Genomic DNA, 24,659 nt, shown 5'->3' with positions numbered 1-24,659 from the left:
TTCATGCATCCTGCTTGGCTGTCAGAAGGAGGGCGCCGGAACCATGCACCGTACCGCTCCACCCGGGTGCGACCAATGTCGTCGTATCAAGTTGGGTGAGGATCATAGGCCCCTGGAACGTGGCGCCCGCACCGAGCGTCGAACGGTCGACGACCGGAACGCTCGTCACGCCGCTTTCGAAATGCACCGGCACATGGTCGAACGGGGTGACATCGGAGCCCTTCTCGAGGATTGCCGGCGGCGGTTCGACCGTCATGCCGGCGGCTTCGACGCGCAGGGTCACCAGTTCGATCGCCGCTTCGAGCTCAAAACCGTAGAGCGCCTTGTGCTCGGCGGCGAAGGCGGCATCCACAGCCTCGCGGGTCTCGCCCCAGGTGACGGCAAGCTCGCCACCCTGGCCGTGGTAGCGCAGCAGCGCGACGGTCGCGATGCGGCGGTCCTTTTCGGCCACACCTTCTATGTCGAACCAGGATGATGCCTGGGCTTTGAGCTCGGCGATGATGCCGTTGGCAGCCACCACATCCACCGCACCGGCTTTCGGCAACGTGCGGCTGAACTCGGCCTTGAGGTCGGCGGCAAGCAGGCCGTCGGCGCAGAGAATGCCCGGAGCCGGCGCGATCATGATGCGGGAAATGCCGAGCAGTTCCGCAAGCGCGCAGCCATGCAGCGGACCGGCGCCGCCGAACGGCACCAGCGTGAAGTCGCGCGGATCATGGCCGCGTTCGACCGAAACGACGCGCACCGCGCCGACCATGTGGTTGTCGACGATCGCCAGAATGCCGCGCGCCGCCGTTGCCGTGGAAAGGCCGAGCGGGTTCGCGACCTTGCTGTCGACCGCCTTGCGGGCGGCTTCGACATCCAGCGCCATGCGACCGCCGAGGAGACGGGCCGGCAGATGTCCGAGCACGACATGGGCGTCGGTCACGGTCGGGTTCTCGCCGCCGTGGCCATAGGCGGCCGGGCCCGGACGGGCGCCGGCGCTCTGCGGGCCGACGGTCAGCGTGCCGTCCGCCACCTTGGCGATCGAGCCGCCACCGGCGCCGATCGTCACCATGTCGACCATCGGCAGCGGCAGCGGCCATTCGCCGACCTTGCCGTGTTGGGTAAGGCCGATCTTGCCGTCCTTGATCAGGCAGATATCGGCGCTGGTGCCGCCGATATCGACGGTGATGATGTCCTTGATGCCGCAGGCGGCGGCAACAGACCGAGCCCCGACCACCCCGGCGGCAGGACCGGACAGCGCCGTGAGCGCGGGCGCCTGGCGGATGGTCGCCGCACCGGCGACACCGCCGTTCGACTGCATGAGAAGCAGCGGAGCCGCGACCTTCTCGTCGATCAGGCGCTGTTCCAACCGGCCCACATAAGTGGTGACGCCGGGCATGACGGTGGCGTTGAGGACGGTCGTCAGCGTCCGTTCGAATTCGCGCACCACGGGCAGCACGTCAGTCGAGGTGGTGACCGCAAGGTGCGGCAATTCCTCGCGCAGGATTTCGGCTGCGCGCTTCTCATGCACCGGATTTGCGAAGGCATGCAGCAGGCAGATGGCGACCGCCTCGACGTCCATGCCGCGGATCGCTTCGGCCGCAAGCCGCACGCTGTCCTCGTCCAGCGCATCCAGAACCGCGCCGCCGGCGGCGATGCGCTCGTCGATCTCGACGATGCGCGAGGCCGGCACGGGCCGCGCCGGCTTCACCCAGGTATAGAGGTTCGCCTTGCGGGGAATGTCCTGGCGGCCGATGTTCAGCACATGGCGGAAACCCTTGGTGGTGACCAGCGCCGTGCGGGCGCCCTTGTCTTCCAGGATCATGTTGGTGGCAACCGTGGTGCCATGCAGCACCTGGCCCAGCGAAGAGGCCTCGCGACCGGCGTCGGTGAGCGCCAGGCGAATGCCGTTCAGGAACGCCTCCGAAGGATCGGAGGGCACGCTCGGCGTCTTTGCCCGCCAGACCTTGCCGGTGGCACGGTCGAGAAGGGCGACGTCGGTGAAGGTGCCGCCGATATCGACTGCGACGGAAAGGGACGTATCGATAAAGGTCTCAGGCGAGGACATCGACATACTCCTGACGATGGAATGCACGGGTAGCGGGGCGATTGGCGCGAAGTGCGGCCGTAGCCGCCTGGTCAACCTTGGTGCCCTTCACGACAACCCCATAGAGACGTTCAGCGGACTCGGCGCTGACGAAACCGCCGAGCACGTCTTCGAGAATCGCATCGAGATTGCGGTCGAAAGGATGGCCGTAGCCCCCGCCCCCTCCGGTCTCCATGCGCAGCACGTCACCCTTGACGAGCCTGTTGCCGTCCGAAAGCGGCGGAACCATGCGCTGGTTTGGCCGGCCCGGATTGATGGTGACGCGGCCGGTGCCGCCGCCCATGCCGCCATTGATGCCCCAGGGCGGGTTCTTGACGCTGTCGATGCGCACGGCGAGCATCATGTCTTCCGCGAGGATCTCGTATTCGCGGATGATGCCGCAGCCGCCGCGGAATTTGCCGGCGCCGCCGCTGTCCTTGACGATGCCATAGGTGCGCAGCCGCACCGGATAACCGACTTCGAGAAACTCGACCGGATAGTTCTCCTGCGCCACGAAATAGACCGCGTCGATGCCATCCGAATCCGGCCGGGCGCCGTAACCGACGCCGATGCCGTCGGCGAGCAGGAAACGCTTCAGCTCGCCCGCGTCATCCTTGTAGTTGCCCCGCATGATGGTGATGACATAGGCCGAGTTGGAGGCCGGCGCCTTGCCGCCGGCCGTGTTGACGAGGCCATTGAGGGCCGACAGCACGCGCATCATGGTAAGGCCGCGCATGCCGAGCGAAGCCGGGAAGTTCGGCTGCAGAAAGGATCCCTGGCGCAACTTCACCGCATCCAGCGCCTGCGGACCGCCGGCATTGCAGACCTGGCCCGGATCGCCGCCGAGATAAAAGAGACCGAGCGCCATGCCCGGCACGCCGCGGTTCATCAGGAAGTTGACCGGACCGGGCGCCTGGTCATCGGACTCGGTCGCATCGAAGGTGAACTTGTCCTCGCCATTCGCCAGCTTCTCGCGGGTCAATGCGAGGCGCATCTTGAACGGGCCATTGCCATGGCCGTCGCTGTCGATCGCGTCGGTGAATTTATGGGTCCCGTAATCGAAGGTCTCGGCCAACTTGGAGCGCACCAGCTTGCGGGTGCGGGTGAGCAGCTGCGCCAGCGCATCCTCCACAACATCGGAGCCGAAGCGGTCGAGGATCTCGCCGATGCGCTTCACTCCCACATCGACGCTCGCCATCAGCGCCCGCATGTCGCCGATGCTCTGTTCGGGGAAGCGGGAATTGCGATGGAAGATCGACAGCGTCGCCTCGTTGGTGACGCCCTGGTTCATCAGCTTGGTGACGGGGATGATGATGCCTTCCTGGTAGATGTCGGTGGCGGCCGGGCTGATAGAGCCCGGATGCATGCCGCCGATATCGGCGAAATGCGCCCAGCTCATCACGAACGCGCAACGCTTGCCGTCCTTGAAGACGGGCGCCAGCAGGACCTGGTCGTTGGAATGCGAAACCGCGCCGCGCGAGCCGTAGCAGTCATTGTACCAGTAGAGATCGCCGGGCTTCATCATATCGGCCGGGAACTTGTCGAAGACCGGGCCGGTCATGTCGCCGAACACCGGCACCATGGAACCGACCGCCATGACGCCTTCGCCATCGAACAATGCGGTATAAAAGTCTTTCTTCTCGCGGATGAAGGCGGAGATGGCGGTGCGCTCGAGAAGCGCTTCCATTTCCGACTGGGCGGCGGCAATCGCGCCACGGATGATTTCGAGCGAGACGGGATCGCAGACGGACCCTTCCGGTTTTATCGCCCTGGCGGGCGTGCTTTCGCTTTCCTTGGGATTGTACATCTTGGAATCCTCGTTGGATGCTGTGGAATGGATCGAGCGGGTGCTCATTGGGCATCTCCGATCAGAACGACGACATTGCCGAGACTTCCCTGCTCGACGCGCTCATGGGCCTTGGCGATGTCCTCAAGGGGGAATGTCGCGCCGATGGCGACCTTGAGCCTGCCGGCATCGGCGAGCTCGGCGATCATCTTTTCACCCGCCAGCCGCTGATCCTCCGGGATCAGGAAACCCTGGATGAAGCGCAGGTTGGCGCCCTTGGCTGCGAAGGCGTAGTAGGGAAGCACTGGCGTCGGATTGCTGCTCGACGAATAGGAGGCGACAGTGCCGTTGCGTTTCAGGGTGGCCGCATCGAGTTCCAGGTTTGCCCCGAAATCGACCTCGACAATGCGATCGACGCCCTGCCCATCAGTCAGTTCGAGAATACGGGCCGATACGTCTTCCGTCTTGCGGTGGATCATTGCGAAGGCACCGGCTTCCTTCACATGCGCCTCAGCCTCCGGACTGCTGACGGTCCCGATCACCCGCGCGCCACCGGCAGCCGCCATCTGCACCGCGAAATGGCCAACTGCACCGGCCGCACCGTTCACGAATATCGTCTGGCCGGTGACCGGACCATCAGCAAAAACCGCGCGATAGGCGGTCATGGCAGGCACGCCGAGATTGGCGCCATCGGCGAAACTCAGGTTATCCGCGAGCCTCACAGCCTGATGGGAGGCAATGGCGATGAATTCGGCGGCGGTGCCGAAGGCGCGGCCAGCTTCGCCGTATCCGCCTTGGGCATTCCACATCCAGACCCGTTCGCCGATGCGGCCTTTATCGACGCCCGCGCCGACATCGATGATCTCGCCTGCCCCATCCGTATGCGGAACGATCAGCGGGTGATCCATGCCCATGCCGCGCCAGCCGCCGCGGCGTTTCACGTCGGCCGGATTGATGCCGGACGCGTGCACGCGCACCAGCACCTCGCCGGGACCGGCGACCGGTGCAGCCATCTCGCCGACGGAGAGAACCTCCGCGGCGGGACCGGTGCGTGTGTAGGAAGCGGCGAACATCAACAACTCCAATCAGTACAGATGGCAGGCGACAGTGCGGGTGCCGACCGGCTTCGGCAGAGGTATTTCGGACGCGCAGCGCGCATGAGCTGCCGGACAGCGGTCGCGAAACACGCAGCCGGAGGGTGGATTACGCGGGTCCGGCGCGCCGCGGCCGATCGGCAGCGGATCGTGGCTCTGGTCCGGGTTCGGCACCGGAACGGCGGCGACCAGCGCCTTGGTGTAGGGATGCAGCGGTTCGCGGACGATATCCTCGGTCGGCCCGTCTTCCATGATCCGGCCGAGATACATGACGATGGTCCGCTCGCAGACGTAACGCACCAGCGCCAGATCGTGACTGATATAGATGGCGGTGAGACCAAGCCGGTCGCGGACGTCGCGGAAGACATTGAGCACGCCGGCGCGCACCGAGACGTCGAGCATCGATACCGGCTCGTCGGCCACCACGAATTCCGGCTGCAGAATCAGCGCCCGCGCCATGACGACGCGCTGCAGCTGGCCACCCGAGAGGTGGTGCGGATAGCGGTCGAGGAACTGCGCCGGCTCGGGCAGCTTCACCAGTTCGAGTGCCGTAATGATCCGGCCCTCGCGCTCGCGCTTCGGAATGTCGGCGTTTTCCAGCGGCTCGGCCAGCGTCTGGCGGATGGTGAAGCGCGGATTGATCGCGTCGAACGGGTTCTGGAAGATGAGCTGCGCCTTGGAGCGGAACTTCTTGAGCCCGCTGCCGCGCACGGCGCCGATCTCCTCACCGTCGAAATGGATCGTGCCGCCGGTCTTTTCCTCGAGCTTCAGCAGCAGCCGGCCCATGGACGTCTTGCCACAGCCGGATTCACCGAGCAGGCCGACGCTTTCGCCCCGCCGGATATCGAAGCTGACGCCATCGACCGCCTTCACCACCGTCGACTTGCCGCGCATCGCCGCGAACGCACCGCCGACAGCATAATGCAGCTTGGCATCGAAGACCGAGACCAGGACATCCGGTTTCTTGGTGACGGTTTTTTCGGTGGCGGGGTTCATGCCGGGGCCATCCATGTCTCCGTCTTGGCGGATTCGATACGCAAGGCAGCACTCTCGTTGGCGCGGTGACAGAGCACCGGATGATCCGGCGCAACCTCGATGACCGGCGGCTCGGTGCCGCAGATGTCGAGCGCGAAAGGACAACGCGGCTTGAACCGACAGCCGGCCGGCGGATTGGCAAGGTTCGGCGGCGCACCCTCGATCGGTGTCAGGATGCCGGAGGCTGCTCCCTGCAGATCCGGGAAAGCGTTGCGCAGGCCCATCGTGTAGGGGTGCGAAGGCGCCGTCAGCGCCGCCTGCATTGTGCCGGATTCGGCGACCTTGCCCGCATACATGACGACCGTGCGGTCGCAGATATAGGCGACGACCGAAATGTCGTGGGTGACGAGGATGACCGAGACGCCGAGCCGCGTCTGCAACTCTTTCAACTGGTCGAGGATCTGCCGCTGCACGATGACGTCGAGTGCCGTCACCGGCTCGTCGGCGATGATCAGCTTCGGGTCGAGCGCCAAAGCAAGCGCGATCGCAACACGCTGGCGCATGCCGCCGGAAAACTGGTGCGGATAGTCGTTCAAGCGGTTCGCATCGATGCCGACCATCTCGAACAGTTCTTCGGAACGGGCACGCGCCTGTTTCCGGTTCAGGCCGCCGCGGCGGCGCAACACTTCGTCGAGCTGGTATTCGACCGTATAGACCGGATCGAGCGAGTTCATCGCGCTCTGCGGCACGAAGGCGATGTCGCGCCAGCGCAGCGCATTCATCTCCTTTTCGGGGATTTTTGCGAGATCCTTGCCGTCGAACAGGATCTGCCCGCCGGTAATAGCGGCATTTTCGGCAATCACCCGCGTCAATGCGCGGGCAACCGTCGTCTTGCCGCAGCCGGATTCGCCGACGAGGCCGGTGATCGAGCCGCGCGGAATGTCGAAGCTCGCGCCATCCACGGCATGGACGAAATTGCGCCCCACCTGATAGCTGACCCGGAGGTCTCGAACGGAGAGAAGGGGTTCGCTCATCGGCTCAACTTCGGGAAGAGGATGTTTTCATAACCGCGGGTGATGAAGAAGCCCGCGCTGACAACGAGGATGATGCAGATGCCAGGAGGCACGAACCAGTAAAAGGCCTGCTTGGCGAGCGCCTGGCTCGCAAAGGCATCCTGCAGCATGTAGCCCCAGCTGATCGAATCCGGATCGCCGAACCCCAAGAAGCTGATCGACGCCTCGGTCAGGATCGCCCAGCCGATGGCGATCGATCCGTAGAGGAAGGAGAGCGGCAGGATGTTCGGTGCGATATGGCGCAGGATGATCTTGAAGTCGGAAGACCCCGCCACCCGCGCCGCCTCGACATAACCGCGGGTCCTGAGGGTCAGCACCTGGCTGCGGATGACGCGGGCGGTATCGCGCCACAGAACCAGCGCCATGGCGATCACCACGTTCCAGATCGACGGCCGCAGGAAGGCGGCAAGCACGATGACGAACGGCAGGAAGGGAATGCCGAAGGCGATGTCCGCAAGCCGCATCAGGATGGCATCCACCCAGCGGCCGAAATAACCGGCGACAAGGCCGATGACCGAGCCGATCAGCGCCACCATGAAGGCGGCCGTGATGCCGATCAGCAGTGCCGAGCGGCTGCCATAAACGAGCTGCGAGAAGATATCCCGGCCGAGGCTGGTGGTTCCCATGATGAAACCATCCTGCCCCGGCCGGAGATCCGCCGCGAGATCGTAGGCTGGGGTATAGAGAATTTCGGTCGGATCATGCGTGGCGATCTGATCGGCGAACACCGCGACGACGACGAACACCAGATAGATCAGGAGACCGGCGACCGCGAACGGGTCGTTCATCGGCAGCCTCAGCGCGCGAAACATCCGGGCAATAATATTGGGGCGTCTCGGCTTGATGATGGCGGGTGCGGCGATCTCAGGCATGGGAAATCCTTGGATCGAGGAAGGCATAGAGCAGGTCGGCGAGCAGATTCATGAAGATCACCACGAGCGCGATCATCAGGAAGGCGCCCTGCGCCAGCGGATAGTCGGAAGCCGCAACCGCGTTCACCAGCTCGCGGCCGAGGCCGGGCCAGGAGAACACCGATTCCACCACGACATTGCCCTGCAGCTGATAGCCGACGGCGATCGCAAACGAGGTCATCACCGGCAGCAGAGCATTGCGGGCCGCATGGCGCACCACCACCGTCCAGTTCGACAGCCCCTTGATGCGGGCCATGGTGACAAAGTCTTCCTTCATCACGTCGAGCATGTTGGAACGCATCAGGAGAAGCGGCAGGCCCTGGCTGTAGATCGCCAGGGTCGCTGCCGGCAGCGCCAGATGGGCGAGGAAATCGCGCGACGTATAGAGGTCGAGAAAGCCGGAATATTCATTGCCGGGAGCGCGCGTGCCGCCGGCCGGCAGCCAGCCGAGCGAAAACGAGAAGATCGCCAGCATCACCATGCCGAGCCAGAATTCCGGCATGGCGCGGGTGGTGAGTACCAGCGGAATGGCCGCCTGCTCCACCCAGCTGCCGCGGCGCCAGGCGAGATAGGCACCGGCGAGAATGCCGAAGACGTAAGCGACGATCAGCGAGGAGAAGGTGAGGATCAGCGTGTTCGGCAACAGGATCCAGATCCGCTGCCCGACCGGCTCGCGGTAGCGAAAGCTCTGGCCGAGCTCGCCCTGCAGAAGGTTGCCGAGATAGATCAGGTACTGGTGCCAGAGCGGCTTGTCGAGGCCGAACTGGGCCATCAGCTGCTGCTGCTGCTCGAGAGTAAAGGTCGGGTCGATATAGGCGGCCATCGGATTGCCCGGCATCAGCCGGAACATTAGAAACAGGATGGTCACCACCGCCCATAAAACAAGAGCGAGCTGCAGCAATCTGCTGCCCACAGCCTTGAAATTCTTCATCGGAAAAAATTCCTTCTCTTGGCTCGGCGCCTCCTTTGGGAGGAAAGGCGAGGCTGCCGATGTCAAGCGTCAGGCAAAAATGGGAGGCGGCGCCGGGAGAGATCGCCGCCTCCGTGAGGATTACTTGGCGGCGACGGTTTCCTTGGTGTCGCCCGGATAGCGAAGCTTGCCACCGTCCAGCGTATAGCCGGCATCCTTCAGGGTCTTGGCCGCAACGGCCTGTCCGGCCTTGAAGCTGTCGACCACCGACTTGTCATGCCAGTACTCGAGCGCCGGAGAGACGATGGAGTTCGAGGCGACCGCGAAACCGCGATAGGCGGCCTTGACGATCAGCTGGCGGTCGACTGCTTCGGAAAGCGCACGACGGAAGGCCGGGTCGTTGAAGGGCGGACGGCGTTCGTTGAAGGCGATGTAGCGGAAGCCCATGTCGACGGTGGAAACGACTTCCAGGTCGCCATCCTTTTTGGCGGCGTCGATGAGCACCTGCGGATCGCCGGTGAACTCGCCCATGAAGTTGATTTCACCCGAGCGCAGCATGCCGAGGGCAGCTTCCGCGTTCGGCACGATACGCAGGATCCAGCGATCGACCTTCGGCGCGGCGAAGTGGTCCTTGTTGGCGGCAAGCGTGACGGACTCGTTCTTGGCCCAGCTGGTGAACTTGAACGGGCCGGAGCCGATCGGCATCTGCTCCTGATAGCTTTCCGCAGTCTCCGGCTTGGTGGCCAGATCCTTGAGGATCGGCTCCCAGATATGCTTCGGGATCAGGTTGACCTTGGCAAGGCTTGACGTCACGAAGGAAGCGGCCGGCTTCTTCAGCTTGAAGGTGATGACGTCGCCATTGATGGTGATCGCATCGATATTCGTCGCGAAAGGCTTGTACATCGGGGCTTCGCCGCCGACTGCCGCTTCGAACGAGAACTTGACGTCTTCCGGGGTGACCGGCTTGCCGTCATGCCACTTCATGCCGGACTTCAGTTTCACGTCGACCGTGGTGCCGTCCTTCCAGGTGAAGCTTTCGGCGGCCCATGCCTTCGGCAGGCCATCCGGGCCGACGCGCAGCAGGCGGTCCCAGACGAGTTCGGTGATCCAGCTGTCGACGCTGCCCGAGATATAAAGCGGGTTGATTGCCTTGATATTGTCGGACGAATTGATGATCACGTCCTTCTTGGGCCCAGCCGGCTCGATGCCGAGGAAGGTCCAGGTGTTGCGGATGCCGATGCCGCTCTGATTGACGACCGATTCCGGCTTCCAGACTGTCTTGTCGAAAGCGAAGGTCGACTTCGGATGCACCAGCATCATGTAGGGTTGATCTTTCGACAGGATCTCCTGAGCCTTGAAGACCAGCGCCTTGCGCTTGGCCGGATCGATCTCGCCGCGCTGGGCTTCAGCGGTCGCGTCGTAATCCTTGTTCAGGTAGCCCGCGAAATTGTAGCCATCCTTGGCGGTCGAGGAATGGAAGAGGTTGAAGATGAGCTCGTCCGGATCGGAGCGCTCAGGCCGGCCGACCATCTGCCAGGCGGTCGAGTCCCACTGGTCGCGCTTGTACCAGACTTCGTCGGACATCTGTTCCCAGGGGATCGCCCGGACTTCGACATCGAGGCCGAGCTTGCGCCATTCCTGGGCGATCAGCTGGACGGACTGGAATTCCGCCTGCTGGCCGGCCTGCGGACGGGACAGGACGGTGATCTTGCGGATCGGATCGCCGGCCCATGCGGGCAGAGCGATGGCCGTCACCACAAGAGCTGCGAATGCACTTCTCAAAACGGACTTCATCGTCGTTCTCCTCTGAATAGCTTGACTATTCTCTTGTTGGCAAAGGGTTTTCTCCCTCCGCATCGCAAATCCGAAATCGGCCTTCAAACACGTTTCCCGCGCATTCAAAACCGATACTCATTCCACAGAATTCTGCACGAGCGCCTTCGAAGGGTTTGCAACCCGGCCCTCAATGTTTTATTGTGTGAAACATCGTTTCGCATTGAGAGCGAGTAAAACACATTCCAAGAAGATTGCAAGAAGCTTCAAGCAATCCAAATCAGATGCCGGAGGAGACCATCCGATGACCGAACCAAAAGACTACAAGATCGCGGCGGTGGACCGGGCGCTTGCCCTTCTGGAAGCGCTTGCCGACCGCCCGGACCAGGGCGTCACGTCGCTTGCCAAATCGCTGGGGATGACCAAATCGCTGGTCTTCCGCCTGCTGCACACGCTGGAGGAACGCGGCTTCGTATCGCGTGATCCGGAACGCGCCGAATTCGCACTCGGCTACCGCATCGGCGTGCTTGGCGAGCGCCTCGGCAAGGACGGCGCCCTGCTTTACGCCGCCCGGCCGGTCATGGATGCGCTCCGCGACCAGACATCCGAGAACGTCAACCTTGTCGTGCGTGAAGGCCTGAAGACCTACGTTCTGGCGACCCGCGCCGGCCGCCATTCGATCCGGCTTTTCGCCCAGGCCGGACGCAACGGCCCGCTGCATGCGGGCGGCGGATCACTGCTGCTGCTGGCTTATGCGGATCCTTCGGTCATCGATGCGGCGCTCTCCCAGCCGCTCGAAGCCTTCACGCCCTACACGATCACCGACCGGGCGAAACTGCGCCAGGCCCTCGAACGCATCCGCGCCAACGGCTACAATATCGTCCTTAACGATCTCGACGAGGGCGCCTTTTCCGTCGCCGCCCCGATCACCGGCGCCGACGGCACCATCATCGCCTCGATCTCGGTTGCCGGCGCGGTCGCCCGTTTCGACGAGGAGCGGCGCGAAAGCCATTTGAAGGCCGCCCTCGACGCCGCTGCGGAAATTTCCGAGCGCCTTTCGATCCACGGCCCCGGCGAAAACGGCCTCGTGAAATCAAGGGCTTGAGGCCGGACTGAGCCCATCTCTACCTATCCGGAAATCGACGGGCGCTTTGGCGCCCGTTTTCGTCAGTGCGATTTCTAGCCCCTCGAAGCTGCTTGCGGGGCCCCCCAACCTCTGTTAGCGTTTTCAAGTTTTGTGAAACATCGTTTCACTAAATAAAACAAGTTGGGGAGTATCGGATATGAACGAGATCGAATCCGCCGTTCTGGGAGCGGTGAACCTGGATGAACCCTGGGCTCTGGTAGAGAGCTTTGCGACCTACAAGCGCGAGCATCCGACCGATGTGAACCGCGCCATGGACGAGGTCGCGGCGCGGCTCGCCAAGCACGGCGTCGAGGTCAAGATGCACGAAGCCGACCTTTTCCTCAGCTTACCCGGCCTCGCACGCGTCGAAGCTGGCGGGCAAACGTTCCGCGCCAAGCCGCCGTCCTATTCGCTGGATGCATCGAAGGGCGTGAAGGGCGAGATCGTTTATATCGCCAGCCTCCAGCCGAAAGCGATCTCGACCATGTTCGAGAAAACCGTCGACGGCACCGGCGAACTCGCCGCCAGGGTCCGCGGCAAGGTGGTTCTCTCGGAAGGTTTCGCCAATCCGGGTCTCGTTTCGCAGTTCACGGAACTCGGCGCGGTCGGCGTCATCGCCATCAATCCCGGCGTCGACATCCACTGGGGAACCTGCACCACCGTCTGGGGCACGCCCGACCTCGACGACCTGCCGCGCAAGCCGTCGATCCCGGCCGTAGCCGTCAACCGCGAGAGCGGCGATGCGCTGATCGAGCTTGCCAAGACCGGCACGGAGGTCACCATCTTTGCGGACATGGAAGAAGGCTGGTTCAAATCGAAGCTGCCGGAAGTCTTCATCAAGGGCACCGAGGAACCCGACAAATACGTCTTCCTGCACGGCCATCTGGACAGCTGGGATGTCGGCGTCGGCGACAATGCGACCGGCGACGCGACGCTGCTCGAAATCGCCCGCGTGCTGTGGGCCAACCGCGACAAACTGAAGCGCTCGATCCGCATCTGCTGGTGGCCCGGCCACTCGACCGGCCGTTATGCCGGCTCCACCTGGTTCTCCGACAATTTTGCGCTCGACCTTGACGAAAACTGCGTCGCCTCGGTCAATTGCGACAGCCCCGGCTGCCGCTGGGCGACCGAATTCATCAATCTCTGCATGATGACCGAGACGGAAGCCTTCCTCTCCGACGTCATCGAGGAAGTGGCCGGCAAGAAAGCCGAAGCCGAACGCCCGCACCGCGCCGGCGACTATTCCTTCAACAATATCGGCCTGTCGAGCTACCTGATGCTGTCCTCGACCATGACCGAGCGGGACCGCGAGGAGAAGGGCTATTACACGGTCGGCGGCTGCGGCGCCAACATCGCCTGGCACACCGAAAACGACACGCTGGAGATCGCCGACAAGGACATCATGCTGCGCGATATCAAGGTCTATCTGCTCGCCGTACTGCGCAATGCCAACGCAAAAATCCTGCCCTTCGACTGGCGCGCGACGGCAAAGGAATTCCTCCACACGGTCGACACCTACCAGAAGAAGGCCGGCAACCGCTTCGACCTTTCGCCGAGCCGCAAGGCCGTCGAATCCTTGGCCGAAGCACTCGCCGCGTTCTACGCCGGGATCGACAGCGGCAAGATCGAAGCGAAGAGCGCCAACCACGTGATCCAGAGGCTCGCCCGCATCCTGGTGCCGCTCAACTACACCCGCGAGCAGCGCTTCCGCCACGACCCGGCTTTGCCGATCCCGGAACTGCCCGCCATCTCGACGGCAGCCGATCTCGACAAGCTCGGCCCTGAAAAGCTCGGTTTCGCCAAGACCCAGCTCGTGCGCGGCCAGAATCGCGTAATCTCGGCGCTGCGCCAGGCCGAACAGCTGGTTCGCGCTGCCTGATCGTCAAAACCTGGACAAAAGCTCGCGCCGGGAGACTGGCGCGGGCTTTTTTGCTCACGGCTTCACGTCGACGACCTGGTATCTGTCATTCTCTCCTCATGGCCGTGCCCAAAATACCCTTGGCGGATTTAGCCTGACATCACCTGCCAGCGAGATCTGCAGGTGATTTCTGAGGAAGCGCAACGTGTTCAGGACAGCGATGCCCTTTTGGCCATAACGACGGGGCCGCCGTAAATAGTGTCCAGATTATTCGCAAAGCCCGCCGTCTCGGGTCAACGCAGTGATTCGCGAGCGAGAAATGCGAGACACCGCTTCGGCGCAACTCGTTGAGCCTCGACTTTAACGCTGTTTTGACGCTGCTTTGACAGCGGCACGCTAGGGCAGGTTTGCGGTTTCCAAGGATGTTTTCATGCTTCAATTCGTCAATGGCCACAACGCTGACATGCGCTGCCGAATCGCAAGTGCGCCTGTCGCACTCTTGTCAAGGGCCGCTTTTGTGTCAGACTGTCTGCTGGACGGGCAGCCCAGGTTCGATGAGATGATCGAGAGGGGCACAATACGAGTTGGGCCAATGGATCGCATGGATGCAAAACATGCAGTGTTCCGGATGTACCTGCTTGGCCCGTTCAGTCTCGTCGACAGCAAAGGGAAATCTGCCACACCCCGGTCCCAGAAGGCCCAGGCAATTCTTGCGATGCTTGCTCTCTCTGCGCGGGGATCCCGCTCGCGGGTTTGGCTGAGAGACAAATTGTGGAGCGACCGGTCCGAGGACCAGGCGGCCGCCAGCCTAAGGCAGGCCTTGCTGGATATTCACAAAGCCCTGGGTTCGTCCCGCGATCTCATCATCGCCGACAAGAACACCGTGTGGCTGGACATGGACCGCATCGCGCTCGACACCGATGAGATGCTGCGCAGCGAGCGCCTGGTCGACCAGATCACCGACGAACTGCTCGAAGGCATGGATATCCGCGATCCTGAATTCGAAGACTGGCTGACGGTCGAGAGACAGAACTGGTACCGACGCATCGAAGAAGGGCGCGTCGACGATGTGTTCGAACCTCGGCAGCAACCTCGCCGCGACGTCAGCACGCTATCAGCGCTCTTGCCTTTGACAGGCTTGCCTGACCAGCGCCCGACCAATATTCCCTCGGCAGCTGTGGGCACTGATCCGGACAAGCCGCCGTCGCCGGACAATATTCAGTGGACCATCGCTCTCCAGCCGCCGATCGTCATCGGCGCCGGAGATGGGGGGCAGATCGCGGCATTGCAGTTTCAGAACCTGCTCGCCAAGGCGATCTTCGACGGATTGGGGCTCGGCATTACCGATCTCTCCTTCGACCCGCATCTTGGGCAACCGGATCGAAAGATGGGTCTTCCACTGTGCCTTCAACTGCGGCTGACCTTCGATGGCAGTCAGGTGCTGGTGGAGCTGGCGATCAAGCATCTGCTCGACAACCGGATCATATGGCTTGGCAGCCGTATGATCGGACGCACCCAGATGGAGCGGTCCGAATACGGGGTCGCCGCGGCTCTAATCAGCCAGGCAGTCGACCAGTTGTCGCTGTTTCATGAGTTGAGCGCCGGCGACGGTCGCCTGACCCGCGATGGTCTCTTCGTCGATGCGGTCAACGCGATCTTCCGGCTTTCGAGAGGCGATCTCGAAAAGGCGGAAAAGCGGCTGCAGGAGCAGATTCAATATCAGCCGCGAGCGTCTGCCTTCGCCTGGCTGTCCTTCATCCGCACATTCCAGGTCGGCCAGCGCTTCAGCGCGCTGGATGCGCATGTGATCGAAGAGGCCCAGGCCTATGCGCGAAAGGCTCTTGAACTCGATCCGAATAATTCCGTCTCCCTGGCGCTGGTCGGACATGTCCACTCTTTCCTATTCCGGGAGTACGATTACGCAGCCGGTCTGTTCGAGAAGTCGATCCGTTTGAACCCGGCCTTGCCGCTGGGTTGGGACCTCTATGCCATGCTGCATTGCTATGCGGGGCAGCCGGAGAAGGCCAGCGCGATGGCGCGGTGGGTGCAGGAGCTCGGCGTCTACAGCCCTCATAAATATTATTTCGACACGACGAAATGCATCAGCGCCGGGTTGGCGGGAGACCACGTGGCGGCAATAGCCGCAGGCGAGGATGCCCTGCATTCCCGGCCGAACTTCAATAGCCTGTTGCGCTATCTCGCTTCCAGCCACGCTCACACGGGCAATTTGGAGGCTGCACACCAATATGTGGAACGGCTTGATAAGGTCGAAAACGGGTTTTCCATAACCTCGTTTCGCGGCACGGGCTATCCATTGCTCAACACCGGCGGTGGAAAGCTGTTGCTCGACGGCCTGATCAAGGCTGGCGCCAGAATTCGCTAAGGCAACATTCACGATGATCTCATTTGGGGAGGCTGGGGCATGGTAGGGGAAGCAAATTTGGAGACGCAATCAAAGATTGTGCATTTTTTGAATTCTTATAGATTTAGGGTTGAGCCTGATACGGTTCTCCCTTGCGAACCGAGGCCCGTCGAGGCCATTCCGGAGGAGATGGAGCCGTCTCCCTCCGTTCCGCCTGCGCTTGCCCCTCTGTCCGAGGAGGCCCTACCCATAGACGAGCCTCCGTTGATGATGGCGACAATGGCGGCGGCCTCGGTCCTCAACAAGAGCGTCGCAAACAAGTCGGTGCTCAACAAGGCCACGCTGAACAAGAACAAGAATAAAAACAAAAATAAGAACAAGAACAAAAACAAGTCGACGATGGACGGCGCGAGTCTCGGCGTATCGCAACTCATTCCGGCGTTCGAATTGCGCCGATTGCACCAGCAGCCGTCGCGCAACGCGTTCACGGCCGCGCGGCGTTTTACTTGGGAAATGCTCGACATCCAGCCGCCACCCGGTCCGGACTATACCCGACTGGAAGCGGCGGTGCTGCTTTCCATGCAGCGGCGCGATCGAGAGCGGGCAAGGCGATTGCCCGACATCCAGGCCGAGGCGACCATTTCCGTGTCGGAATTTACCCGCGCCTTGTATATCGAGGACATTGGCGGGTACGAACAGACCGAGGGCTTGTTTCAGGCGATCTTGACCGCCTGCGAATATGTCGGGCTTCTTTACAAGAGCCAGTTCAACAGACTTCGGCCGAACCAGTTCGAATCCCTGTTGCGACCGCTTCTGCCCGTGCCGGTGCACGAATCCTATCCCAGCAACCATGCCTTCCAGTGCTTTTCGATCGTATTCGCTTTCTCGACGATCCTGCCTGAACATCCGGCAACGGATGAACTCGCCCGTATCGCGCTGAACGTCGCTGAAAATCGCGAATGGGCCGGACTGCATTATCCGAGCGATACGCAAGCCGGCCGGGACCTGGCGCGGCGTTTCGCTCCATACCTCCATGATGCGTTCGGGCCGCTTTTCCAGGCGGTCCACGACGAATGGGTTTGAGGCCGATTTTATTCTTTGGGGAGAACGAAGATCATGACGTCCGCCGACATGGAAGCGCCGCAGGCCGCACCGATGAACTACTACTATCTCTGGCATCTGACGGCGTTGGGCGTCATCGATGCCGACTACGGTTCGCCGCCGATCGTACCGCCGTCCGAGAACGAGACTGCGGCGCGTCCGGTCCCTGACCCGGAGATCGGGGGAAGTGTCTGGGATACCATTGAGGCTGCCGGTTCTATCCATCCCGCCCGCGTGGCGCTGATCGATGTCGGGATAGCGCCCGATCATCCGAATTTGGCGACCCGGCTTGACCGTGAAGCCTCGATCGACCTTACGAGCCATCGCTACGGTTCGCGCGTCGCCGAAATCCTCGATGCGACCACATCCTTCGACCGTGAAGAAAAACAGGCGTTCTTCGCGGGGCTTGATATCGCGCCGTTGGGAAACCTCGGCCTATCCAACGATGATCGGGAATATCTCGACGACATTGTCGCGGAATATGCGGCTTCGCAGGGCGTCGTCCGACGGTTGTTCCACCCGGAGTCGCTTTTTGCTTCCCATGGCACCTGCTGTGCCGGCCTGATCGCCGGCGAGCCGGCCGTGACGACGCAGGATGGAGGTCCCTCGGCACTCCCCGAGGGCGTATTCTACGGTGCCGGCGGCACGCCATGCCCGAGCGCCAATCGCAACGTTCTTCCCTATTTCGGCGTGGATCCCTTCTCCCGGGTGATCTCGATCAGGACGTCTTTCGAGGACGATGTCCTGCAGTTCATCGCCGCGTTCCTCTACGCCTATCATCAGCGTGTCGATGTCATCGTCCTGCCACGCGGCTTGCCGGACCCGAAGCGCAGTCGGGTTATTCCGAAGAACGAATTGAAGGCCGATCTCGAACGCTGGAAAAATCAAATCGCTGCCGATCTGTTCGCCCGTATATCTCTGGCCGAGCAGGGCGGCGCCGAGCTGGAGCCGAAAACCCCGCAAAAGGGATCAAACCCCGATAGGGCGTGGCATATCCTCAAGCAGCTCATCGTCGCCATCAGCCATCATATTCCAATCGTTTGCGCCGCGGGAAACAGCGGCGAAAGTCAGTTGATCTATCCGGCCAATCTGGCCGCCGATGACAACGGGATAATCGCCGTCGGCGCGGTCACGGTCGAGGGTTACCGCTCGGGATACAGCAACTACGGAGAGGGGCTTACGGTCGTCTCGCCATCCGATGACGGCGAAGTCTTCAATCGTCATCAGTTGCGCGTCGACCGCCTGTCCCCTTTCGCCGCGCAACATGACCATGAGGCATTCGGGCTGCGGGAATATAGGTATTCTCACTTCTCACTGCTGACGACAGACCTTCCCGGCGCATTCGGTTACGACCGGGGTGCGGATCCATGGTCGTCCATGGTGCCGTCCGCAGCCAATCCCGGCATTGGTGGAGGTTACTACACCACGTTCGGCGGCACGTCGGGAGCCTCCGCACAGGTGGGGGGCATATGCGCCCTGATCCAGCGGGCACATAAGAGCCAGAACGGTGGCGATGCACGGCTCTCCGGCCCTTCGGTCAAGTCGATCCTGCAGTCCACGGCCCGGCTGGATGCGATGGTAGCGCCGGGAATACGCGCACTGACCGCCGACTGCATGAATGCGGATGGCGAAGATGCTCTCGATATGAGCTATTTCTTCGGGTTCGGCCTGCCCGATGTCCCGGCAGCTATCGCCGCCGTATTGTCTCCGTGAGCCGATTCTCGGCGAGGATCACCAGGATTGAAGCCCCCTAGAAAAGGGGGCTTTTTTTGTCGGCGAAGCTTCCTTTTCACGGAAGTTTAACGCGGTGCTGGCGTGCCGATGACGGGTCCACAAGAAGCTCCTCTCAACGGAAGACTAGACGAGATCGTGGTTTCAAGCCGGAGGCCGTTGGTACGGCCGGTTCTGGCGGCAGCTAATCTTCCCTGAAGTGGCGCGCCTCATGACGAGGTTCGAAGCGTCCGGGTGAGGAGAGCTAAGATGTCTGCTTATCAGATCGAGCCGTTGGCGGATCAGGCGAGAGCTTTGCTCCGGCGCAATCCGCTCTTTTCAAGGTCCGGTTTCGTGAATGCGGCTGCAACGGGCAATATGCTGAAACAGCGACCCCGTTATGCCCGAATTCTTGCCGCCGCTTCCGAGCTGCCGGGTTGCGGAGAAAGGGTCGAGGCGCTGGCCCGTTATTTCCCGGGCCTTGCTGATGGCGGATATCATGATGCCGACGCGTTCCTGCCCACCGCAGCCTTCCTGCCCGTGCGAAGCGACCCTTACCGGTCTCCCGCGCTGGCGGCTTGGATGGATGAGCTTCAGCGGGGGCTGGAAAGCTACGTCGACGGCGCCAGTTCTGAAGTTGTGGACCACAGCCTGCAGCCTCATCTTGTGGCTGAGGACCTTGCGCTCGAACGCCGTCCTGCCCGCCGGCTTGCCTGTGGTATCGGTCTCGTCCTGATCGACAGTCTGGAAGCGAGCCGCACCATGCGCAAGCGCATCGCTCATTGCCGGCCGTCCGATCCCGGCTTCGAGCATGCCCAGATGAGCGACCACGACCTGGACCGGATCGACGATCATCTCACCAAGGCAATCGAATTGATTTCGAGCGTCGATCCCGGTGGCTATCAACGGCTGACTGCAGGCCTTCACACACTTTATATCGGCACCCGGCGCGGTGCGATAAGCTCGTTCTCCAGCTCCGGCGACCTGCCGGGGAGTGCCGTCGTGGTCCTGTCGCAGGAAAAGCTGGACGCCGAAGACTATCCGGCGACCGCCGCTGAGCTTCTGCGCGAAGCGGGGCATGTCCTGCTGCGGCTGTATACGGCGGCTGCGCCGTTATCGCTGCCCGCCGAACTGCGATACGTATCGCCATACACACACAGTTTACAGACGCTCGAAAGCATCGTGCATACGGCCTACGCCATTCCCTGGGAGTGCGCTGTCCGCATCGCATGCTTGCCTTTCAGAGCACCGCCTGAGCACCGTGCGCGGGAAGCAGCTTTTGTCATTGCGTATGCTGCCCGCCTAATTCCGCTCATCGATATCGCCCGCGAGGGGATCGAGCGTCTGGGCGGCGATGTTCTTCTCGATCTCCGGGACATCGCCGTCATTCCTTCCTGGGGCGCCGCAATCTTGGCGCTCATCGACCGGCTTCTGGAGTGCGAGCCGCCGGCTCGGCGCAAGGCCTACTATGCCCAGCGCCTGTGTGTCGTGGATCGTCAGGCCTGGGATCTCGGGCAGGTGCTGCTGCGGGGGGAGCAGCCCATCGACCCGAGAATGGGCCGCCCGATGCTGCAGAGCAACGGCGATGGCCTGAGCCTCTGGTACGATGGCCGGCTCCATATGATCCGCAAAGCCGCCAGGCAGCCTCCCGATGAGTTTTCAATCCAAGATGTCGCGCTGGCGGGAACGTCAAGTTCGACGGTGATGGAGCATGCGTGATGGGTGGGCGCGGTTCCTGTGAATTCTCAGCAGTTCCCGACCGGTTCAAGCAAGGTAAACGATCATGAGAGCCTTCGAATATCATGCAGATCTCTTTGATGTCATTCACGAGACGGATTTCATAATTGTCGGATGCGGAGGCCTCGGCTCCCAGATTGCCTCCCAGCTCGCAGCGCTCGGGGCTCGCAATTTCTTCCTCGTGGACGGCGACCGCATCGAAGAGAGCAGCCAAAAACGGATGACCTGTGGGACGGCGGAAGATACCGGTCGATTAAAGAGCGACCGGTTGGCAACTTATCTCGCCTCCCGCTTTTCCGCCGCGGTTGCAATCATGACCCAGTTCGCCGATGGGGCGGAAGCTGCCCGGCTCACTCTGGCCCGGACACGTAAACCTTTCCTGATACTTGCAGAGGACGATGTCTCCCTGGCCCGCCAATTCCTGGCGGAATATCGCGCGACGGCGCCGGAGCCTCCGCCTTACCTGCATGTCGGCCAGGTTGGACCGTTTTGTGTCGCCGGGCCACTGGTGGCGCAGCCGGATGATGCCTGCCCTTTCTGCTGCTCGACATCGCCGGCATCGGTCGACACGGGGGTCGCAGCGCCGCCGTCGCCGGCCGACAACGCCCTGATCGCTTGTTTTGCGGTTTCGCAGATCGCCATCGAACGCCTTACCCACCGCAGTTCATTGCGCGGCCATCGCTGGCTCTTCAATCCGGCCACGGGCCATGCCTCACTCCATCCTGTTTCCAAGAACCTCGATTGCAAGGTGTGTCAGCCATGAAGCCCCTCTCTTCCCAGGACTACTATTTCTCGATCGTCGCAGCTTTGAAACAGAAGAACGTACCGCCTGGCGGGGAAACAATGATGGAGGCGATCCTTGCCGCCTTTCCCAGCGGTTCGCGCAAGATCGTCGACTTTGGCTGCAATACAGGCTGGATCAGCCGCAGGGTTGCACGGGCTTTTCCGCAAGCCGAAGTGATCGGTGTGGACGAAAATCCGGCGATAATCGAGGTCGCGCGAGAGGTCGCACGGCGGGAGGAGTCGACGGCGATATTTTCCTGCGTCGACATTGCCGCGCTCCCGGACATCATATCGGAGGCAGATGTCATCATCTGCGGAGGAAGTGCTGCCTTTTTCGAGCGGCCGCTGGATCTCTACCGAATGGTGGCGAGATGCCTGAGGCCCGGCGGTCTCCTGATGGATTGCCACTATGTCTACGACGCCGATGCGCCTCCTTCTCTTCGCCAGGAGGAGAAAGAAACGTTCGGCCTGGGGTGGCTGCCTGACGGACTGGACGATATCGTATCCGTTCACGAAGACGCGGGATTGAGCGTCGGGAAGATCAAGCGGCTGCCTCGGTTCCATTTCGAAGACAGCGCTGCAGCCCGGCTGGCGCGCGATATCCTGCACACCGTTCCAAAGATGCAGGAACTGGCGGAAGCGATGGCGAAACGCCGCCGGCTGATCAGCAAGCTGGCGCATCACCGACACCCTTATCTGCTGGTAGCGCGCGCCGGCGAACAGATCGTCGCCGAAGGCGTGACGCACCACAAACGCGCGGAAGTCCCGATGGCGTTCGAAGCGGTCACGTCCAATCGCCATGCTTCCGTTCGCCGCCCGACCGTGGTCGGATGCAGCTTTTGGAGGGAGGCCGCAACGGCGGTTGGCCTGCGAAGCGCATATTCATAAAGCCGGGATCGACATCGACCCAAATTATCTCCCACGCATTCCTGAAAACAGCAGGGGCGCTCAGACAACGTCCGTCGTGAAAGCCAAGCTTTTACGACCGGAATGTTGCGATAAAATTTCGATCTTTGGCAACGGTTGCACAGTTAGTCACGTCGGTAGAGCCTCCGATCGAAGGTCCGGTGCGCATTCCATTTCAGTTGTAGCGACTCGTTTCCCATAGCATCCGCCTCTCAGGCACCGCCTGACATAATCACAATATCAAGCCCCTCACATTCTGCACGAGATGCACATCGGGAGGCCTTTAGGGCATCACGAGAGGCTGGCGCGTTGTTTTCGAGTATTACTGAAAATAATATGAGTTAATATTATGTTCTCCGCCGAGAATGGTGGCGTATAATGGCGAAACACTCTTCGTAATATTCGCGACTGTTACGATATCCTATCATGATATCCTTGTTTCGCTCGCTGGTACGCGAGATTCTAGTTGATGAGCCCTCTCCATTGTTTTCTCACCACCGTAATTTTTTACGGAAGTTTAACGCCGCGCTGGCGGGGCGATGACGGGTTCGAGAGAAAGTCTCATCACGAAAGACGGTGGAGAAACACAGTCCGGCTGGCTGGCATTGGCCGTCCCCGGCAGCACTCAACCGATCGGCAGGGGAACGCTCACAAACGCTTCGAGCCGGTGAGGCAGATCCTCATGCCTACTTTCGTTTCCGAAGGATGAAGAGCTCACGGGAGCTTCGGCAACACCGTTCAACGGGCCGAGAGGAGATCCTCCAGTCATTCGGAAAATCGATGACAGCGACTGCTGTCTCGCAGACTTAAAACCAAACACGACGTCCGCAGAAGCGGGTTTCGCCAAACAATGGAGTGAAAAATGACTGTGCCTATAGAGAAGATTGCCTTCCTCGTCGCCGCGGCGTGTATGGCTTCGTTTGCCGGACACGTCCTGGCCTATGACGGCCAGCGGTTGACTTCGGGAAACGAGGTTTCGTTCGCCGTCCCGGCGGATGCCGCCAAAACCGAGGCAAAGGCCGATGCCACGCGTGATGTGGCGCAGGTCCGGGCCCCGACCCGTCGCGACAACCGGCTTGCCGGCGACGAACGGCAATAGAGCCCAGAAGCAAAGCATTCAAACAGTTCATTCAAGACATCGATCGGCTGGGTCGCACCAGAAGTCGATCAGGCTAAACAAGGAACAACGACTATGAAAAACTCTGTCATCTCCACGATCCTCGCCACCCTGATGGTATCCACCTTTGCAGGCGGCAGTGCCTTTGCCCAGGAAGGCGAATATTATGAGGGCGCCTCTCCCGACCGCGACCATCTGGCGGTCACGGCGGATTCACTGGGCATTCCCTCGGTCACCCGTTACGGCTATCCGCAGCCGAAGCGCGACCGGCGTGTCGATATTCCGGCGTCTCCGACGATCGACAGCGGTGACTATTACGACGGCCTAAAGCGTGTCGCTGTTTTTGCGATTCATGGTTCTCAAATCAGTCCATCCGTGATTCCCTTTGATGTGAAGGGAGATCGCCATGGGCAAGTCACATCCGATTGCGTTGCGTGAGCGTGTCGTAGCGTTAGTGGAAGAAGGCCATGGGCATCGGGAGGCCGCCCGGCATTTTCGGGTGTCGCCGCGTTTCGTGAACGATCTGGTGATCCTGAAGCGCGAGACAGGTTCGCTTTCGCCGCGCCGGCAGGGGCACCTTGGCGGCGGTAAGCTTTCGGCACAGCACGCGTGGGTTGGAGAGCGGCTGGCACAGAATGGCGAACTGACGCTGGACGAGCTTTGCGTGGAACTTTGCGGACGTGGCGTCATCGTCCATCGCTCCAGTGTCGGACGGCTTCTGCATCGGCTTGGGTTGAGCCATAAAAAAAAGCCTGCAGGCCGCCGAGCAGTTGCGCCCGGAGATCGCGCGGGCGCGTGAACTGTGGACCGCACGGCGCAAGCCTTTCTTCAACAAAGGATTGGCCCGGCTGGTTTTTATCGACGAGACATCGACGAACACAAAGCTGACGAAGCGGTCGGGATGGTCTGCGCGAGGGCAGCGCTATCGAACGCATTCACCCTTCGGTTCGTGGAAATCCCAAACCTTCATCGCCGGGCTGCGATCCCATGGCATGGTTGCCCCCTGGATCGTTGACAGGCCGATGAACGCCCGCATCTTCGAGGCGTGGATAGAGACCCAACTCGCGCCGAACCTGTCGCCTGGAGACGTCGTCATTCTCGACAATGTCGCCTTTCATAAGAGCGAACGGGCCGAAGAACTGGTCAGGGCAAAGGGAGCCTGGCTGCTGTTTCTGCCGCCCTATAGTCCCGACCTCAATCCCATAGAGATGGCCTTCTCAAAACTCAAGACGCTGCTGCGAAAGCGGGCTGCCCGCAGCTTCGATGCCATCACGCAAGCCCTCGGCGAAATCTGCAATCTCTTCTCCGTCACAGAATGCAGAAACTACTTCAAAGCCGCAGGATACGAGGCAGATTAAACGCGACACGC

19 protein-coding genes are annotated in these 24,659 nt (G+C 61.6%); 11 read left to right on the top strand and 8 right to left on the bottom strand.

Annotated elements, in window-relative coordinates:
- Position 1: 1 nt before the first annotated feature.
- The 8 genes from LZK81_RS23375 to LZK81_RS23340 form a co-directional block, all read right to left on the bottom strand.
- Positions 2–2,050 (bottom strand): hydantoinase/oxoprolinase family protein, encoded by a 2,049-nt coding sequence (locus tag LZK81_RS23375; protein WP_233957462.1) that lies wholly within the window; start codon positions 2,048–2,050, stop codon positions 2–4.
- The gene (locus LZK81_RS23370; protein ID WP_233957461.1) at positions 2,037–3,923 is read right to left on the bottom strand and encodes a hydantoinase B/oxoprolinase family protein; all 1,887 of its coding nucleotides are present in this window, start codon (positions 3,921–3,923) and stop codon (positions 2,037–2,039) included. Before LZK81_RS23370 ends, LZK81_RS23375 begins: the two co-directional genes overlap by 14 nt.
- A complete protein-coding gene (locus tag LZK81_RS23365) occupies positions 3,920–4,927 on the bottom strand; it encodes an NADPH:quinone reductase (protein WP_233957460.1) in 1,008 nt (335 codons plus the stop codon). Before LZK81_RS23365 ends, LZK81_RS23370 begins: the two co-directional genes overlap by 4 nt.
- A 12-nt stretch (positions 4,928–4,939) precedes the next feature.
- Positions 4,940–5,944: an ABC transporter ATP-binding protein gene (locus tag LZK81_RS23360; RefSeq protein WP_233957459.1), complete on the bottom strand. Its 1,005-nt coding sequence runs from the start codon at positions 5,942–5,944 to the stop codon at positions 4,940–4,942.
- Positions 5,941–6,957 (bottom strand): ABC transporter ATP-binding protein, encoded by a 1,017-nt coding sequence (locus LZK81_RS23355; RefSeq protein ID WP_233957458.1) that lies wholly within the window; start codon positions 6,955–6,957, stop codon positions 5,941–5,943. The genes LZK81_RS23360 and LZK81_RS23355 overlap by 4 nt, the downstream gene beginning before the upstream one ends.
- Entirely contained in the window at positions 6,954–7,868 is a 915-nt protein-coding gene (locus tag LZK81_RS23350; RefSeq protein ID WP_233957457.1) for an ABC transporter permease, read from the bottom strand. Before LZK81_RS23350 ends, LZK81_RS23355 begins: the two co-directional genes overlap by 4 nt.
- Positions 7,861–8,838 (bottom strand): ABC transporter permease, encoded by a 978-nt coding sequence (locus LZK81_RS23345; protein ID WP_046605852.1) that lies wholly within the window; start codon positions 8,836–8,838, stop codon positions 7,861–7,863. Before LZK81_RS23345 ends, LZK81_RS23350 begins: the two co-directional genes overlap by 8 nt.
- A 120-nt stretch (positions 8,839–8,958) precedes the next feature.
- The gene (locus tag LZK81_RS23340; RefSeq protein WP_233957456.1) at positions 8,959–10,611 is read right to left on the bottom strand and encodes an ABC transporter substrate-binding protein; all 1,653 of its coding nucleotides are present in this window, start codon (positions 10,609–10,611) and stop codon (positions 8,959–8,961) included.
- A gap of 283 nt (positions 10,612–10,894) precedes the next feature.
- On the opposite strand from LZK81_RS23340, the gene LZK81_RS23335 reads away from it, so the two are divergent.
- The 11 genes from LZK81_RS23335 to LZK81_RS23285 all read left to right on the top strand — a co-directional run bounded on the left by LZK81_RS23335 (position 10,895) and on the right by LZK81_RS23285 (position 24,648).
- Positions 10,895–11,695, top strand: a complete 801-nt coding sequence (locus LZK81_RS23335; RefSeq protein WP_046600652.1) for an IclR family transcriptional regulator — start codon at positions 10,895–10,897, stop codon at positions 11,693–11,695.
- Positions 11,696–11,873: 178 nt separating this feature from the next.
- A complete protein-coding gene (locus tag LZK81_RS23330) occupies positions 11,874–13,595 on the top strand; it encodes a M28 family peptidase (RefSeq protein WP_233957455.1) in 1,722 nt (573 codons plus the stop codon).
- 409 nt (positions 13,596–14,004) lie between these two features.
- Complete coding sequence (locus LZK81_RS23325) at positions 14,005–15,957, top strand: SARP family transcriptional regulator (RefSeq protein ID WP_418936517.1); 1,953 nt, start codon at positions 14,005–14,007, stop codon at positions 15,955–15,957.
- Between the two features lie 39 nt (positions 15,958–15,996).
- The gene (locus tag LZK81_RS23320) at positions 15,997–17,019 is read left to right on the top strand and encodes a phosphatase PAP2 family protein (RefSeq protein ID WP_233957453.1); all 1,023 of its coding nucleotides are present in this window, start codon (positions 15,997–15,999) and stop codon (positions 17,017–17,019) included.
- A 33-nt stretch (positions 17,020–17,052) separates the two neighbouring features.
- On the top strand, positions 17,053–18,750 hold the full coding sequence (locus LZK81_RS23315) for a S8 family serine peptidase (protein WP_233957452.1): 1,698 nt from the start codon (positions 17,053–17,055) through the stop codon (positions 18,748–18,750).
- A 267-nt stretch (positions 18,751–19,017) separates the two neighbouring features.
- Positions 19,018–20,466 carry an aKG-HExxH-type peptide beta-hydroxylase gene (locus LZK81_RS23310; protein WP_233957451.1) on the top strand — a complete coding sequence of 483 codons (1,449 nt, stop codon included), beginning with the start codon at positions 19,018–19,020 and terminating at the stop codon, positions 20,464–20,466.
- A gap of 64 nt (positions 20,467–20,530) precedes the next feature.
- Positions 20,531–21,247, top strand: coding sequence for a ThiF family adenylyltransferase (locus LZK81_RS23305; protein ID WP_233957450.1), 717 nt, complete (start codon positions 20,531–20,533; stop codon positions 21,245–21,247).
- Positions 21,244–22,155 (top strand): class I SAM-dependent methyltransferase, encoded by a 912-nt coding sequence (locus tag LZK81_RS23300; RefSeq protein WP_233957449.1) that lies wholly within the window; start codon positions 21,244–21,246, stop codon positions 22,153–22,155. Before LZK81_RS23305 ends, LZK81_RS23300 begins: the two co-directional genes overlap by 4 nt.
- An 880-nt stretch (positions 22,156–23,035) precedes the next feature.
- Positions 23,036–23,272 (top strand): hypothetical protein, encoded by a 237-nt coding sequence (locus tag LZK81_RS23295; RefSeq protein ID WP_233957448.1) that lies wholly within the window; start codon positions 23,036–23,038, stop codon positions 23,270–23,272.
- Between the two features lie 93 nt (positions 23,273–23,365).
- A complete protein-coding gene (locus LZK81_RS23290; RefSeq protein WP_233957447.1) occupies positions 23,366–23,728 on the top strand; it encodes a hypothetical protein in 363 nt (120 codons plus the stop codon).
- Positions 23,697–24,648 (top strand): IS630 family transposase gene (locus LZK81_RS23285; protein ID WP_233954196.1). Its coding sequence is split into 2 segments (ribosomal slippage): positions 23,697–24,032 and positions 24,034–24,648, totalling 951 coding nucleotides; the frame shifts between segments, so codons are not numbered across the junction. The genes LZK81_RS23290 and LZK81_RS23285 overlap by 32 nt, the downstream gene beginning before the upstream one ends.
- Positions 24,649–24,659: the final 11 nt, after the last annotated feature.

This window comes from Neorhizobium galegae (assembly GCF_021391675.1).
GTDB classification, from domain to species: domain Bacteria; phylum Pseudomonadota; class Alphaproteobacteria; order Rhizobiales; family Rhizobiaceae; genus Neorhizobium; species Neorhizobium galegae_B.
Note: the sequence above shows the minus strand (reverse complement) of the source record. Positions and strands in the feature narration are given on the sequence as shown.

Bases quoted from the DNA above. Each gene is read 5' to 3' on its own strand.
- LZK81_RS23375 (WP_233957462.1), bottom strand. From the start codon at position 2,050: ATGTCCTCGCCTGAGACCTTTATCGATACGTCCCTTTCCGTCGCAGTC.
- LZK81_RS23370 (WP_233957461.1), bottom strand. From the start codon at position 3,923: ATGAGCACCCGCTCGATCCATTCCACAGCATCCAACGAGGATTCCAAG.
- LZK81_RS23365 (WP_233957460.1), bottom strand. From the start codon at position 4,927: ATGTTCGCCGCTTCCTACACACGCACCGGTCCCGCCGCGGAGGTTCTC.
- LZK81_RS23360 (WP_233957459.1), bottom strand. From the start codon at position 5,944: ATGAACCCCGCCACCGAAAAAACCGTCACCAAGAAACCGGATGTCCTG.
- LZK81_RS23355 (WP_233957458.1), bottom strand. From the start codon at position 6,957: ATGAGCGAACCCCTTCTCTCCGTTCGAGACCTCCGGGTCAGCTATCAG.
- LZK81_RS23350 (WP_233957457.1), bottom strand. From the start codon at position 7,868: ATGCCTGAGATCGCCGCACCCGCCATCATCAAGCCGAGACGCCCCAAT.
- LZK81_RS23345 (WP_046605852.1), bottom strand. From the start codon at position 8,838: ATGAAGAATTTCAAGGCTGTGGGCAGCAGATTGCTGCAGCTCGCTCTT.
- LZK81_RS23340 (WP_233957456.1), bottom strand. From the start codon at position 10,611: ATGAAGTCCGTTTTGAGAAGTGCATTCGCAGCTCTTGTGGTGACGGCC.
- LZK81_RS23335 (WP_046600652.1), top strand. From the start codon at position 10,895: ATGACCGAACCAAAAGACTACAAGATCGCGGCGGTGGACCGGGCGCTT.
- LZK81_RS23330 (WP_233957455.1), top strand. From the start codon at position 11,874: ATGAACGAGATCGAATCCGCCGTTCTGGGAGCGGTGAACCTGGATGAA.
- LZK81_RS23325 (WP_418936517.1), top strand. From the start codon at position 14,005: ATGCTTCAATTCGTCAATGGCCACAACGCTGACATGCGCTGCCGAATC.
- LZK81_RS23320 (WP_233957453.1), top strand. From the start codon at position 15,997: ATGGTAGGGGAAGCAAATTTGGAGACGCAATCAAAGATTGTGCATTTT.
- LZK81_RS23315 (WP_233957452.1), top strand. From the start codon at position 17,053: ATGACGTCCGCCGACATGGAAGCGCCGCAGGCCGCACCGATGAACTAC.
- LZK81_RS23310 (WP_233957451.1), top strand. From the start codon at position 19,018: ATGTCTGCTTATCAGATCGAGCCGTTGGCGGATCAGGCGAGAGCTTTG.
- LZK81_RS23305 (WP_233957450.1), top strand. From the start codon at position 20,531: ATGAGAGCCTTCGAATATCATGCAGATCTCTTTGATGTCATTCACGAG.
- LZK81_RS23300 (WP_233957449.1), top strand. From the start codon at position 21,244: ATGAAGCCCCTCTCTTCCCAGGACTACTATTTCTCGATCGTCGCAGCT.
- LZK81_RS23295 (WP_233957448.1), top strand. From the start codon at position 23,036: ATGACTGTGCCTATAGAGAAGATTGCCTTCCTCGTCGCCGCGGCGTGT.
- LZK81_RS23290 (WP_233957447.1), top strand. From the start codon at position 23,366: ATGAAAAACTCTGTCATCTCCACGATCCTCGCCACCCTGATGGTATCC.